Origin of the sequence: Streptomyces sp. NPDC014870 (assembly GCF_043081505.1) — a bacterium.
Taxonomy (GTDB): domain Bacteria; phylum Actinomycetota; class Actinomycetes; order Streptomycetales; family Streptomycetaceae; genus Streptomyces.
In genome coordinates this window covers 240,587-254,471 of sequence record NZ_JBIBWQ010000010.1, presented here as the reverse complement: position 1 = coordinate 254,471, position 13,885 = coordinate 240,587, and the positions used below count along the sequence as shown (strand labels likewise).

The following is a 13,885-nucleotide window of genomic DNA, read 5'->3' as shown; positions in this document are numbered from 1 at the left end:
ACCCTTACTTTGGCCTCATGGGACCCGGGCCGCCGTCAGACCGGCGCCGGGAGGTCGACCAGGGCCGCGATGGTGTCCTGGTGCCGCCCCGCCGAACCGAGGGCGATCTGGTCGGACTTGGCCCGCTTCAGCGCGAGGTGGGCGGGGTGCTCCCAGGTCATGCCGATGCCGCCGTGGAGTTGCACACACTCCTCGGCCGCGTGGACGGCGACCTTCGAGCAGTACGCCTGGGCGACGGCGACGGTCAGTGGCGCCTCGGGGCTGCCGGTGGCGAGCGCGTCGGCGGCGGCGCGGGCCGCGGCGCGGGCGTTCACGACCTCCAGCCAGAGCTGCGCCATCCGGTGCTTCAGCGCCTGGAAGGAGCCGACCGGACGGTTGAACTGGAAGCGGGTACGGGTGTGCCGGACGGTCTCCTCCAGGCACCACTCGGCGAGCCCGAGCTGCTCGGAGGCGAGCAGGCCGGCGCCGGCGAGCAGACCGCGCTCGACGGCCGCCGTCGACATCGCCGCGTCGGCGAGGCGGGTGCCCGTGCCCGGGCCCGTGGTCACCGTCGCGAGCGGACGGGTCAGGTCCAGCGGGTTCTGCGGGGCGATGCCGGCCTCGTCGGCCGGGACCGCGTACAGACCGTCCGCGCGCGGGACGAGCAGGACGTCGGCGGCGGCCGCGTCGGCGACGCCGGTCACCGGGCCGGACGCCGGGGCCCAGGCGCCCGGTGCCGAGGACAGCGGCAGCGCGAGCACCGCGACCGTGCGCCCCGCGGCGAGAGCGGCCAGCAGCTCGGCGACCGAGGCGCTGCCGGTGTCCAGGGCGAGCAGCGTCTCGGTCGCGACCACGGCGCTGGTCAGGTACGGCGCCGGGATGACCGCGCGCCCCAGCTCCTCCAGGACCACGGCCGCCTCGCGGTGGCTCGCGCCCTGGCCGCCCAGCTCCTCGGGGACGAGGAGCCCGGCCGCGCCGATCTCGCCCGCGAGGGACTTCCAGAGGCCCGGGACGTACGGGTCGCCGGTCTCGATCCGGCCGAGCAACACGCCCGGTTCGGCCCGGTCGGCGAGCAGGGAGCGGACGGCCGCCCGCAGGTCGTCCTCGGTCTCGGTATAGAGCAGGGCACTTGTCATCGCGCGAGGTCCTTCCAGGCGACGTCCTTGTCGTTGCGGGGCTCGGGGGGCAGGCCGAGGACGCGTTCGGCGACGATGTTGAGCAGGACCTCGGTCGTGCCGCCCTCGATCGAGTTGCCCTTGGAGCGCAGATAGCGGTATCCGGCGTCGCGGCCGGTGAAGTCGACCAGCTCGGGGCGGCGCATGGTCCAGTCGTCGTACAGCAGCCCCTCCTCGCCGAGGAGTTCGACCTCCAGGCCGCTGATGGCCTGGTTGAGCCGGGCGAAGCCGAGCTTCATCGCGCTGCCCTCGGGGCCCGGTTGCCCGGCGACGAGCTGCTGGCGCAGCCGCTCGCCGGTGAGACGGGCGACCTCGGAGTCCACCCAGAGGTCGAGAAGCCGCCGGTGGAGGTCGTGGGTGCGCAGTTCGGGGCGTTCGCGCCAGGTCGTGGAGACCGGGCCGATCATGCCGCCCTCGCGGGGGATGCGGGCGCCGCCGATGGAGACCCGCTCGTTCATGAGGGTGGTCTGGGCGACCCGCCAGCCGTCGCCGACCGCGCCGAGCCGGTGGGCGTCGGGGATGCGGACATCGGTCAGGAAGACCTCGTTGAACTCGGCCTCGCCGGTGATCTGACGCAGCGGCCGCACCTCGACGCCGGGGTCGGTCATGTCGCAGACGAAGTACGTGATGCCCTGGTGCTTGGGCAGGTCGGGGTCGGTGCGGGCGATGAGGATGGCCCAGCGGGCCACGTGGGCGCTGGAGGTCCACACCTTCTGGCCGTTGACGACCCAGCCGTCCCCGTCCCGTACGGCGCGCGTGCCGAGCGCGGCGAGGTCGGAGCCCGCGCCGGGCTCGCTGAAGAGCTGGCACCAGACCTCCTCCCCCACCCAGAGCGGCCTGAGGAAGCGCTCCTTGACCTCGGCGGAGCCGTAGGCGAGGAGGGTCGGTGCGGCCATGCCGAGGCCGATGCCGATCCGGCGCGGGTCGTTGTCGGGGGCGCCGGCGGCGGCGAGTTCGGTGTCCACGACGGCCTGCAGGGCGCGCGGGGCGTCGAGGCCGCCGAGGCCCTCGGGGTAGTGGACCCAGGCGAGTCCGGCGTCGAAGCGGGCGCGCAGGAAGTCGGTGCGGTCCGTCTCGGCGGGCGGGTGCTCGGCGAGCAACCGGCGGGTACGGGTGCGCAGTTCGTCGGCGTCGATCGCGGTGGCCATCAGGCGGCTCCTTCCGGGATGACGACGAGCCGGCCGGTGGTGACGCCCTCGCTGACGCGCTGCACGGCGTCGGCCGCGGCCTCGAACGGGACGCGCTCGCTGACCAGGGGCTTGATCAGGCCCTTGGCGGCGTACTCGGTGAGCGTCTCGTGGCAGCGCAGGATCGCCGCGGGGTCCTTGAGGTTGTACAGGCCCCAATGGAGGCCGACGATCGAGTAGTTCTTCACCAGGGCGTGGTTGAGGGCGGGCGAGGGGATCGCGCCGCTCGCGAAGCCGACCACGACGATCCGGCCCTCGAAGGCCACGACCTTCGCCGACTGGGCGTATGCCTCACCGCCGACGGGGTCGTAGATCACGTCGGCGCCCCGGCCTCCGGTGGCCTCCTTGACGGCGGCGATGACGTCCTCGGAGCGCCGGTCGACGACGACGTCGCAGCCGAGCGCCCGGGCCACCTCGGCCTTGTCGGCTCCGCCGACGACCCCGATGACGGTGGCGCCGGCCGCCTTGCCGAGCTGGACGGCGGCGCTGCCGACGCCGCCCGCGGCGGCGTGCACGAGCAGCGTCTCGCCCTCCTTCAGGGCGGCCCGGCGGTGCAGACCGAACCAGCCGGTCTGGTAGCCGATGTGCAGCGCGGCCGCCTCGGCGTCGTCGAGGGCATCGGGGGCGGGCAGCACGGCCGCCGCGTCCGCAAGGGCGTAGTCGGCGAAGCCGCCGTGGGGCAGGGCGGGGGTGGCGATGACCCGGCGGCCGTCCTCGGTCTCGCCGCAGATCTCCACCCCGGGGGTGAAGGGCAGCGGGGGCCGCACCTGGTACTGGCCCCGGCAGAGCAGGGCGTCGGGGAAGTTGACGTTGGCGGCGCGCACCCGGAGCAGCAGCTGCCCCTCACCGGGCGTGGGCGGCTCCACCTCGTCGCGCTGCATCACCTCGCCCGGCTCGCCGTTCTCGTGCACTCGCCATGCCTGCATCGCGGTCCTCCACCAGCCGTCGTCCGTACTGCGCGGTCGGTCGCATACTAAGCGGTCGCTTGTGCCCGGTGGAACCATGCGCGGCGGACTTCTTGCCCGGGTCGCGCCAGGGCGCCCGCCCCGGGCTTCAGGACTGCTTCGGGCGGGCCCGTACGTGCATCCGTTCGCCCTGCGGCCCGAAGAGGCTCAGGAACTCCACGGGCCCCTCGGGCGTGGGCCCGAACCAGTGCGGCACGCGCGTGTCGAACTCGGCCGCCTCCCCTGCCCCGAGGACCACGTCGTGCTCCCCGAGGACGAGCCGGAGCCTCCCGGAGAGCACGTAGAGCCATTCGTACCCCTCGTGGACCCGGGGGTCGGGCTGCTCGTACGGCTTCTCCTGGACCACCTTGTACGCCTGGAGGCCGCCCGGCTGGCGGGTGAGCGGGAACATCGTGCGGCCGTGGCGCACGATCGGCTTGGCCCGGACCCGGGGGTCGCCGACCGGGGGCGCGCCGACCAGTTCGTCCAGCGGCACCTGGTGGGCGCGGGCGATGGGGAGCAGCAGCTCCAGGCTGGGCCTGCGGCGGCCGGACTCGAGACGGGAGAGCGTGCTCACGGAGATGCCCGTGGAGGCGGAGAGGTCGCCCAGGGTCGCGCCGCGCTCGCGGCGGATCCGGCGCAGCCGTGGGCCGACCTCGTTCAGGACGGCGTCGATGCGCTCGTCGCCGGTGTCGGTCGCCGGTTCGGTCACGGGTTCGGTCGCTGAGTCGGTCGCCGGTTCGGTCGCTGGGTCGGTCACGGGATCGGTCATGCCTCCATCATGCCTCCGGTTGCCGAAACGGCAAGAATGTTTGTCGGGATCACCACCTCGGGGCGACGCTCCCCTCATGAGCGCACACATGGACACACAGGAACCCGAGCAGTACGACGTCGTGGTGGTCGGCGGCGGCGCGGCCGGGTTGAGCGCGGCCCTGATCCTCGGCCGCTCGCGACGCAGGACCCTGGTCGTCGACGCGGGCGAGCCGCGCAACGCCCCGGCCGCCCACATGCACGGTTTCCTCTCCCGGGACGGGATGAGCCCGGCCGAGTTCCTGGAGGCGGGACGGCGCGAGATCGCCGCGTACGGGGTGGAGCTGACGGCGGGCCGTGTGACGGCGGCGGTACGGGAGGGCGCCGACGGGTTCGTCGTCACCGTGGACGACGGCCGTCGGTTCCGGGCGCGCCGACTCGTCGTCACCACCGGGCTCGTCGACGAACTGCCCGCGATCGACGGGATCGCCGAGCGGTGGGGGCAGGAGGTGCTGCACTGCCCGTACTGCCACGGCTGGGAGGTCCGCGACCGGGCCTTCGGGGTGCTCGCGCACCCCGTCTTCGGCGCCCACCAGGCACTGATCGTCTCGCACTGGTCCCCGGACGTGACCCTCTTCCTGCACACGGCCGGGCCGCTCGACGAGGAGCAGGCCGCGCGGGTGGCGGCCGCCGGGATCGAGGTGGTCGAGGGCGAGGTGGCCGGCCTCGCCGTCGAGGGCGACCGGTTCGCCGGCGTACGGATGGCGGACGGCCGGGTCGTGGAGCGTGACGTGCTCTTCGTCGGCACGCGGATGACGCCCAGGGACGGTCTGCTGACCGCGCTGGGCGCCGAGACCCGCGAGACACCGCTCGGCGCCTTCGTGGCCGTGGACGAGACAGGCCGGACGAGCGTGCCGGGCGTGTGGGCGGCCGGCAACGCGATCGGCGCCCAGGAACAGGTGATCAACGCGGCGAGCGGTGGCTACCGGGCCGGTGTCGCGATCAACATGGAGCTGATCGCGGAGGAGCTGGACCGCAAGGTCGCGGCCGCCGGCCATCGGGCACCGAAGGCGAGTTGACGGATCTTCAGTTCTTGGCTCCGGCGCGCTATCGATGCGGCATGACCGACGAAGCGACGGACCCGCCGGGACTGCCCGCCCCTCCCCCGCTCGGCGCGAGCGCGCTGCCGCCGGGGACGTACGGGGGGCGGGTCGTCCTGGTGACGGGTGGCGGGACGGGGCTCGGGAAGGCGATCGGTGCCGAGTTCGCGCGCCTCGGGGCGGAGTTGATGATCGTCGGCCGGACGGCCGCCCGCCTGGAGGCCGCCCGGCGGGAGCTTGCGGCGATCGCCGGGACCCGGGTGGCGACGGCGGTCTGCGACATCCGCGAACCCGGCTCGGTCGCCGGGGCCTTCGACGCCTGCGAGAGCTCCCTCGGCACCCGGCCGGACGTGCTCGTGAACAACGCGGCGGCCAACTTCCCCGTACCGGCGGAGGAGTTGTCACCGAACGGCTGGCGGGCGGTGGTCGACATCACGCTGACCGGGACCTGGTTCATGACCCGGGAGTTCGCCCGCCGCCACCTCGCGGCGCGCACCCCCGGCTCCGTCGTCAACGTCGGTGCCTCCTACGCCTGGACCGGAGGCCCCGGGTTCGCCCATTCGGCGGCGGCGAAGGCCGGGGTGAAGAACCTGGTGGAGACCCTGGCGGTGGAGTGGGGGCCGTACGGGATCCAGGTGAACGGTCTTGTTCCGGGGCTGATGCCGCACGAGGACATGACGGGCGACATCCGGGGCGCGCTGGCGCGGGCGCCGCTCCAGGACGCCCGGCAGCCGGCGCTCCGCGTCGGGTACCCGCGCGAGCTGGGCTGGGCGGCGACCTTCCTGGCCTCTCCGTACGCCCGGTTCGTCTCCGGGCACACCCTGGTCGTGGACGGCGCGAACTGGCAGCGGCGCGTTCTGGTGAACGATCCCGTGGTGCCGGTCCGCGAGCAACTGGGCCGGGGGCCGTTCGGGGAGTGACGAGGGTGGGTTGGTCCACGCGGATGAACCCGCGCGACTGCGGCTGCGGGGGCGGTGGCGAGGGGCGAGGATCGGCGAGGGTGGCCGGAAGGACCTCCTGGGACACCGAAAGGCAGGCACACCACATGCTCGGTACGGACTTCACCAAGGGCTCGCCCAACTGGGTCGACCTCGGCAGCCCGGACACGGCGGGCGCGGCGGCGTTCTACACCGCCGTCTTCGGCTGGGAGTTCGCCTCGGCCGGTCCGGACGCCGGCGGCTACGGGTTCTTCCAGCAGGACGGGCAGACGGTCGCCGCCCTCGGTCCGCTGACCGAGGAGGGGGCGAGCAGCGCGTGGACGCTGTACTTCCAGACCCCCGACGCCGACGCCACCGCGAAGGCCGCCGAGAGCGCGGGCGGCTCGGTGCGCGCCGAGCCCATGGACGTCATGGACGCCGGGCGGATGGCGCAGCTGTCGGACCCGGCGGGCGCGCAGTTCGCGCTGTGGCAGCCGGGGACGACGAAGGGGCTTCAGCGGACCTCCGAGAACAACACGCTGTGCTGGGCCGAGCTGCACGTGCCCGACCCCGGCGCCGCGCTCGACTTCTACGGGAAGCTGTTCGGCTGGCGCTCGCAGGAGATGGATGCGCCGGGCATGACGTACCGGGTGCTGTCCACGGCCGAGGGGGACCTGGAGGACACCTCCTTCGGCGGTGTCGCCGAGCTCCAGGAGGGCGGGAACCACGCCCGCTGGATTCCGTACTTCGCCGTCGCCGACGCGGACGACATCGTCGCCCGGGCCCAGGGCAACGGCGGCTCGGTCCTCATGCCGGCGGCGGACATCCCCGACGTGGGCCGCATCGCGTGGCTGGCCGACCCGTTCGGCGCCCCGTTCGCGGTGCTGAAGCCCGCGCCGCAGCAGTAGTACCGGGCGTGGCTCAACCGCCCTCGAACCGCGGGGTCCGGCGGGCCGCCTTGGCGGCGTAGCCCTCCCGTGCGTCGGCGGAGGAGAGGGTCAGGGCGGCGGCGGACGCCGTGCGGTCGAGGGCGGCGGCCAGGCCCTGGTCGGCGTAGGCGTCGATGTCGCGTTTGATCGCCCGGACCGCGAGGGGCGCGGCGGCCGCGATGGCGGCAGCCGTCTCGCGGGCGGTGGCCGCCAGCTCGTCGCGGCCGGTGACGAGCTGGACGAGCCCGAGCCGTTCGGCGGTCGCCGCGTCGATCCGGCGGCCGGTGAGGGCCAGGTACTTGGCCCAGCCCGCGCCCGCCTCCCGGGCGATCCGCAGATCGCCGCCCGCGTCGACGGCGACGCCGATCCCGGCCTCGGGGAGGGCGAAGACGGCGTCGTCGGCGGCGATCCGGATGTCGGCCATGAGGGCCAGCTCGAAGCCGAAGCCCAGGCAGTAGCCCTGGACGGCGGCCACGACCGGTTGCGGCAGCCGGGCGAGCAGGGCGAACCGCTCGTGCGCCCAGCGGATGCCCTCCTCGTACCGCTGGGCCTTCTCGGCCGTGGTCCGCCCGGTGATGCCGCCGCCGGGCGCGGTGACATCGATCCCCGCGCAGAACGCGCGCCCCTCGGCCCGCAGCAGCACGACGCGCACGCGCTCGTCGAAGCGGATCCGGTCGGCCATGATCCCGAGCTGCCGACTGGCCTCCCAGCTCCACCCGTTGAGCTTCTCGGGACGGCAGAGCGTCAGCACGCCGACCCCGTCCTCGACGACGAGCGTGAGCCGCTCCTCACCCTCCGGGATCTCCCTGTCCAGCGTGTCGATCACCGCGCACCCCTTCCCCTGACGGCTCGTCAGGCGAAGGGTCAGGCTAGGGGGTCGGCGCCATGGGAGGAAGACCGCGGCGCCTCCGCCTCAGCGGGAGAACAGCTCGAAGGCGACGGCGGGCCGGCCGCCGTACCGGGCGGCGTAGCGCTCGTTGTTCTGGGCCAGGAAGCCGCGGACGTACTCCTCGGGGTCCTGGTCCGTGAGTCCCTCGATGTAGGCGCGGTGGGCGAGCAGCGAGTGCACGGCGCGTTCGGCGCCCGGGGTGGCGTCGACGGCGTGGGTCGGGGTGCTCGATCCGGCGACGGCCACCCAGCGGACGCCGTTCCAGGGCTCCAGGCCCCGCTCGGTCAGTTCGGGGAAGATCCAGCGGTTGCCCGCGTCGCCCGCCGCGTCGAGCGTGGCGCGGCCGACGGCCACGTGGTCGGGGGTGTTCCAGAAGCCGCCCGCCCCCGGGCCCCAGGTGTCACGGTGGTTGAGCGTGACGACCAGCTCCGGGCGGTGGCGCCGGATCGCCGCCGCGATGTCGCGGCGCAGGTCGAGCCCGTACGCGATCACGCCGTCCCGGTGGTCGAGGAAGTCCACCGCCGACACGCCGACCACCTGCGCGCTCGCCCGCTGCTCCTGCTCGCGCAGGGGCCCGCAGGTGGCCGGGGCGAGGGTGTCGATGCCGGCCTCGCCGCGGGTGGCGAGGACGTAGACGACCTCCTTGCCGGCGTCGGTCCAGCCCGCGACGGCGGCGGCGCACCCGTACTCCAGGTCGTCCGGGTGGGCGACCACGGCGAGCGCGCGCTGCCAGTCGTCGGGCATGTCGGCCAGGTCGGTGGTGCTCGTCTCGTCGATCATGGGCGCAGGATACGGCGCCGGGTCTGCGCCCGACCCGGCGGCCGGGGAGATCTAGGTCCGAGCAGGGGGAACGCGGGTGGGTAGCAGAGTGCTGCTGAGCACCCGAAGGCTCCACGCCCCTCGGGCCGCGTCGATGAGTGGCCGCGCGCTGTGCGGAGAGACCGTCAACTCGAGCCTGGCCTCGGCCAGGTACTGAAACTGCCCCGCCGGTGTCGCACTCGCGCGGACGCGTCGGTCCTCGAAGTCGTCGGGGCGGAAGATCTGCAGCAGGGTGAGCGCGTAGTACGTGTATGCCGATGCCTCGGTGATCAGTTGCCGAGCAGCTTCCGGCGGCTCGGTCGGAGCACTCGTCGGTGGAACCGCTCCCGAAGCGGCGAGGTATTCCAGAGCTCCCATGAGTTCGTTCGTGGTGCCCAGGAGCGAATGACGCAGGTGGTCTATCACGATGCGGTAGCTGGACAGCCAGCCCGCGTTCTCGTGCGTCCACTGCTGCTTGGCGAGAAGGGTGCGGAAGCCGGCCAGCGTGTCGTACAGCTCTTCCACGATCAGCCGCCCGGAGATCTCCTTGAGTTCCACGGCTGGTGATTGCTGGGCCGAGGAGATCTCCGCGTGCATCTCCAGCATGCGGCGTCCGTATCGGATCAGATCCCGGGGGAGGCCTCCGGCGAGGGCGTGAGCGAGGAGGACGTACGGCTCGGGGAGGTCGCTCGCACGTTTGCCCATGATGGCGATCGACTGCGCGAGGTCACCGGGCTGCACGTGCAGGATGTCGTCGAGCGAGCTGTCCGTGGAATCGCGGTGCGGCAGCCCTCGGCGAACGAAGGCGGCACCGACATCCTCGGCGACCGAAATGAGGTAGTACACCCGGGGAACACCCAGGATCGCTTTGACCTCGCCGAGGAATTGCAGGGCCTGCTGCTCCGACCCCAGACGGTCGAGTTCATCGATGCAGATGATGGTGCGCCCCTGCTGCAGGTGCACGTACTCCGCGACCTCGGCCAGGCGCGCCCGCAGATCCTCGACGAGCTGGGGGAAGTTCGGGGGAACACTGGCCAGCGAGGAGGCGTGGGCACTGCCGAGAACCGCGGCCCCCGCGAGGCCCATGTTCAACGTGGCCGAGGTCGACTGCGTCGTCTTCAGCTGATACAGGTGGTTGCGACACTTGGCGACGAGTCCGGGTTCCTCCGGTCTGACTCTCCAGCCGCTGACGTGGTACAGCAGCAGTCCGGCCACGAAGCAGGCCACGCGGACAGGGTTCTCCGAGTCGAGGAAGAGCGCCTGGAACGTGTCGCTCTGGAGGACGGTCAGGGCGGCCAGGAGGAGGAGCGCGAGGCCGGCTGTCTGCCACAGGCGTTGTTTCATAGAGCCGGCGCTTCGGATGGCGATGAAGAACGCGACAAGAGACATGAGCAGCATCGGCACGATCGACAGCGCCTGGACCTCGCCGAAGGTCGTCAGGTTCTCCAGGTTCGAGAGGTGACGATTGAGTTCGGGGTCGAACGGGAGGCTCACGACCGGGCCGATCATGAGGCACGTCGCCGCGATGCGCACCAGCGCGACAGGTCCTCGAACGAGCCTTCGCCGCCACGTGGCGGATTTCCGCAGTTGCCAGATGAACAGGCCGGCCAGCGTCACGGTGAGACCCGCTCCGATGTTTCGACCGTGCCAGATGTCTTGGGCGTGGTTCGTGCCCCAGTCGGCCACCCTGACCGCCCACGAGCGCACACCGACGTTGTACTTGTCCCAGGAGGCCCGCATCGCAGCGAAAGTTCCGAGTGCCACCAGTGCCGCAGCCGGCACTCCGAAGAAGAGTCCGCGTCTCAGGCTCCGGAACGCGCGGCGCACGCGCTTCCGGGTACGCACAAAGCCGGACAGCCGATCCAACTGAGGTGCTTCGAAGCCTTCACGCGCGAGGAATCGCTCACACAGCTTGACGAACGCCAGGAAGACCAGATCGTAGGGCTGGTATGCGGCCGGCACGCGGATCGTGACGGCGAAGTCCTTCTCGCCTGCGGCTTCCTGGAGCAACGTGGTCTTGCCGGCCCCACGAGGGCCGGATACGGCAATCGTTCCGCCTTCGAGTGCGGAGAGTTTCCCCTCCAGTTGGCGAGACGCCTCGCCGGCGACCACCCAATCGTGACCGGTGCCGGTGCGCAGTCCGTCATAGCGTCCGGGCAGCAGCACCGAGTGCGGATCCGCTCCCATGAGCTCGTCGATCACCGCGAGCGCTGCTCGGGGAATTCCGTTGTCCCGCAGATCGCCTTCCCACCGCTTCGCCGCTGCGCGGAGGTTCAGGACGGCGCGAAACAGCGCTTTGATGCCCCTGATCAGGGCCACCTGATCCTTCAGGTTCTGCCTGGACCCAGCCTTGGCGAAGGCGACGAGCGAGGGCAGAAGCGGCGCGGCCAGCACGCCGACGAGCACCGCCGGTTCGGGCCGGAACGCGGCGGAACTCGGCTGCATCAGATAGAGGAAGGCGGCGACGCAGAGGAGCCAGGACACCCACGTGAGAGCCGACCACACATCACCATCCAGCCCGTCACGCATGCGCCTGAGCGCCCAGCGCGTTCGGGCGAGTTCCCGGACAGCCCCGCGATAGTCGGCCAGCGACAGCTCGGCATGCGCCAGGGCTCGGCCGACCGCGTCGGGTGACTCCATCGCGGCCAGCACCGCGGCGGCGGTCACGCCGGGGCGGGCGTCGAAGCGTCGTCGGACCTGGAGGGAGTCGAGACCTGCCGTGACAGCCCGTGCGTATGCCGCACGCTCGGCAGGAGTGCCGCAACCGAGTAATGGACCTGTCGCTGTTGCCGCCTGTGACCCCGTCTGCATGGAGCGATTCCTTCCCCCAGGAGAGGTGCGCGAGTGTACTGCTCGCATCGGCTCCCGGGGGCTTCACCCGTGAAACAGCAGGTCAAGCGAGACTTCAGGCGGAAAGGATCACCGACCGGGTGGCGTGCCGGGGGCGGTCCGGGTTCAGGCCGCGGCGTGCGGCGAGCGTGACGGCGAGCCGCTGGGCGCGTACCAGGGCGGCCACCGGGTCGATGGCGTCGGCGGCGAACAGCGCCCCGGTGGACTCCACTTCGTCCCGGAGCCCGGCGGGCTCGGGCCCCAGGCAGAAGACCAGGCTGGAGCGGTCGCTGATGACGATGGGTCCGTGCCGGTACTCCATCGCCGCGTACGACTCCGCCCAGGCGCGGGCCACCCCGCGCAGCTTGTGCGCGGCCTCGTCGGCGAGTCCGGCCGTCCAGCCCGCGCCGAGGAAGGTGAACTGGGCGCGCCGTTCCCAGACCGCCGGCAGCGGTTCGTACAGGGCGAGTTCGGCGTCCGCGATCGAGCTGCCGAGGTCCACGCCCAGGCCCGCGCGCAGCAGTTGGAGGGCGGTGGTGGCGAACCGGGTCTGGGCGACGGACCGTTCGTCGGCGTAGTCGAGGCCGATGACCCGGTCCGCGTGCCGGGCGGCCGGGCTGTCGGGGACGGCGGTCAGGACGAGCGTCGGGACCCGGCCGGAGGCCCGGGCGAGCAGGGTCACCACCTCGGTGGTCGAGCCGGAGCGGGTGAGGGCGACGATCCGGTCGTAGGCGCGGCCGAGCGGGGTCTCGTCGGAGGCCGGGAAGGCGTCGGTCTCGCCCGCGCCGAGGGACTCGCGCAGGGCGGCGTACGCGCGGGCCATGAAGTACGAGGTCCCGCAGCCGACGACGGCGACCCGCTCGCCCGCGCGGGGCAGCAGCGGGGCGTGGTCGGCGGCCGTGTCCGCGGCGCGCCGCCAGCAGTCGGGCTGGGCGGCGATCTCGGCACTGACGTGGGTGGTCATGGTCCGGTCCTCTCCTCGGTGCTCCGAGGAGTTCTACCGGCCGCGCCGCGGCAGCACCATGAGCAATCAGGCCGCACTGCTTGGACTTTTCGGCACGGGCACGGCCGGCGACGTCAGCACTCGCCCCGGGCGAGCACCAGCAGCCGGTCCAGGACGCGCGGGCCGCCGGCCCGTACGCCGTCGTGCTCGAACTCGTCCGTCACCCAGGTCCGCAGGCCCCGGATCGCGCGCGCGGTCTCCAGCGAATGGGCGGTGTCGACGTACATGTCGTCGTGGTAGACGGCGGCGGCGACGGGCACCTCGTTGGCCGCGAGCCGTGCGGGGTCGTAGAGGGGAGCCCAGTCCGTCCGCTCGGCGAGCAGGCGGGCGGTCTCGCGCAGCGGGCGCAGCGCCGGGTCGGTCTCGAAGTGCCAGGGATGCACGGTCTCGCCGGTGAACAGCAGCGGCCCGTCCCCGGCCAGGGTCTTCTCCGCGTCGAACTCGGGGAACTCGGCGCGGACCCGTTCCGCGGCCCACGCGGTCGGCCCCTGCCCCTGGGCGTAGATCGCCTCGTGGAGCACGGCGTAGAGCGGGTGCCCGGCGTACGAGAGCTGGGTCTGGACGTCCTCCAGGAAGGCGTCGGAGAGCGCGGGGCCCGCGGCGGTGGGGACGAAGGCCTCCTCCAGGAGCAGGTGGAGCTGGTGGGTGCCCTCGCCGCCGCCGAGCAGGATGCCGAGGGACTGGAAGGCCCGGGCGGTGAGGAGCCCGCCGTTGGGCAGGGCCGCCGGGCGCTCCAGGAGGTGGGCGGCGATCCGGCGGGCGCGGGCGACGTCCTGCGGGTAGCGGGCGTAGTGCGCCTCGACCTTGCGCCGGATCCGGGGGTAGGCGGCCCGGTAGACGTCCTCGGCGCCCGCGTGCAGGGAGGGCAGCCCGCCGGTGACGAGTGCGGTGGTCAGCCCCTCGGGGGCGGCGGAGAGGTAGTGGGTGACGCAGAAGCCGCCGAAGCTCTGGCCGAGGACGGTCCAGGGGGCGCCGCCGGTGAGGCGCTTCCGGATGGTCTCGCAGTCCTGGACGATCGCGTCGGCCCGGAAGTGCGCGAGGTAGTCGGCCTGCTGCCGGGGTGTGCCGCGCAGCGGGAGGGTCTGGCGGTTGGCGGGGGTGGAGTGGCCGGTGCCGCGCTGGTCGAGGAGGAGGACGCGGTACTCCTGGACGGCCCGGCCGAGCCAGGCCTGCGGGCCGATGAAGCGGCGGGCCCCGAAACCGGGCCCGCCCTCCAGGTACACCAGCCACGGCAGGTCCTCGCCCGCCCGGCCGCCCGCGACGACCTCGCGGCCGTACACCTCGATCCGCTCGCCGTCGGGGACGGCGTGGTCGAGCGGGACGGTGAAGCGGTGGTCGGTGAGGACGAGGCCGGGCTGGCGGTAGCTGGTCAACGCTGCTCCTGT

General features: G+C 72.9%; 12 protein-coding genes. 3 read left to right on the top strand and 9 right to left on the bottom strand.

The annotated features are described in order from the left end of the window. Positions 1 to 35: 35 nt before the first annotated feature. From ACF09C_RS27960 to ACF09C_RS27945, 4 genes are all read right to left on the bottom strand, one after another. Positions 36 to 1,115, bottom strand: coding sequence for an acyl-CoA dehydrogenase family protein (locus tag ACF09C_RS27960; RefSeq protein ID WP_392095382.1), 1,080 nt, complete (start codon positions 1,113 to 1,115; stop codon positions 36 to 38). Next, positions 1,112 to 2,302 carry an acyl-CoA dehydrogenase family protein gene (locus ACF09C_RS27955; RefSeq protein ID WP_392095380.1) on the bottom strand — a complete coding sequence of 397 codons (1,191 nt, stop codon included), beginning with the start codon at positions 2,300 to 2,302 and terminating at the stop codon, positions 1,112 to 1,114. Before ACF09C_RS27955 ends, ACF09C_RS27960 begins: the two co-directional genes overlap by 4 nt. Further along, positions 2,302 to 3,267, bottom strand: a complete 966-nt coding sequence (locus ACF09C_RS27950; RefSeq protein WP_392095378.1) for an NADPH:quinone oxidoreductase family protein — start codon at positions 3,265 to 3,267, stop codon at positions 2,302 to 2,304. The genes ACF09C_RS27955 and ACF09C_RS27950 overlap by 1 nt, the downstream gene beginning before the upstream one ends. 127 nt (positions 3,268 to 3,394) lie before the next feature. After that, a complete protein-coding gene (locus tag ACF09C_RS27945; protein WP_392095377.1) occupies positions 3,395 to 4,057 on the bottom strand; it encodes a helix-turn-helix domain-containing protein in 663 nt (220 codons plus the stop codon). 76 nt (positions 4,058 to 4,133) lie between these two features. Between ACF09C_RS27945 and ACF09C_RS27940 the strand changes: the two genes are divergently transcribed. From ACF09C_RS27940 to ACF09C_RS27930, 3 genes are all read left to right on the top strand, one after another. Next, positions 4,134 to 5,114: an NAD(P)/FAD-dependent oxidoreductase gene (locus ACF09C_RS27940; protein ID WP_392095375.1), complete on the top strand. Its 981-nt coding sequence runs from the start codon at positions 4,134 to 4,136 to the stop codon at positions 5,112 to 5,114. A gap of 41 nt (positions 5,115 to 5,155) precedes the next feature. Next, positions 5,156 to 6,055, top strand: coding sequence for an SDR family oxidoreductase (locus ACF09C_RS27935; RefSeq protein WP_392095373.1), 900 nt, complete (start codon positions 5,156 to 5,158; stop codon positions 6,053 to 6,055). 125 nt (positions 6,056 to 6,180) lie between these two features. Further along, positions 6,181 to 6,960, top strand: coding sequence for a VOC family protein (locus ACF09C_RS27930; RefSeq protein ID WP_392095567.1), 780 nt, complete (start codon positions 6,181 to 6,183; stop codon positions 6,958 to 6,960). A 13-nt stretch (positions 6,961 to 6,973) separates the two neighbouring features. Here ACF09C_RS27930 and ACF09C_RS27925 read toward each other — a convergent pair whose 3' ends face one another. The 5 genes from ACF09C_RS27925 to ACF09C_RS27905 all read right to left on the bottom strand — a co-directional run bounded on the left by ACF09C_RS27925 (position 6,974) and on the right by ACF09C_RS27905 (position 13,873). Further along, on the bottom strand, positions 6,974 to 7,807 hold the full coding sequence (locus tag ACF09C_RS27925; RefSeq protein WP_392095371.1) for an enoyl-CoA hydratase/isomerase family protein: 834 nt from the start codon (positions 7,805 to 7,807) through the stop codon (positions 6,974 to 6,976). 87 nt (positions 7,808 to 7,894) lie between these two features. Further along, positions 7,895 to 8,650 (bottom strand): PIG-L deacetylase family protein, encoded by a 756-nt coding sequence (locus ACF09C_RS27920; RefSeq protein ID WP_392095370.1) that lies wholly within the window; start codon positions 8,648 to 8,650, stop codon positions 7,895 to 7,897. 51 nt (positions 8,651 to 8,701) lie between these two features. Continuing rightward, on the bottom strand, positions 8,702 to 11,335 hold the full coding sequence (locus ACF09C_RS27915; RefSeq protein WP_392095368.1) for a P-loop NTPase fold protein: 2,634 nt from the start codon (positions 11,333 to 11,335) through the stop codon (positions 8,702 to 8,704). Positions 11,336 to 11,573: 238 nt separating this feature from the next. Beyond that, a complete protein-coding gene (locus ACF09C_RS27910) occupies positions 11,574 to 12,461 on the bottom strand; it encodes an SIS domain-containing protein (protein WP_392095366.1) in 888 nt (295 codons plus the stop codon). Between the two features lie 113 nt (positions 12,462 to 12,574). Then, entirely contained in the window at positions 12,575 to 13,873 is a 1,299-nt protein-coding gene (locus tag ACF09C_RS27905; RefSeq protein WP_392095364.1) for an alpha/beta fold hydrolase, read from the bottom strand. Positions 13,874 to 13,885 lie beyond the last annotated feature (12 nt).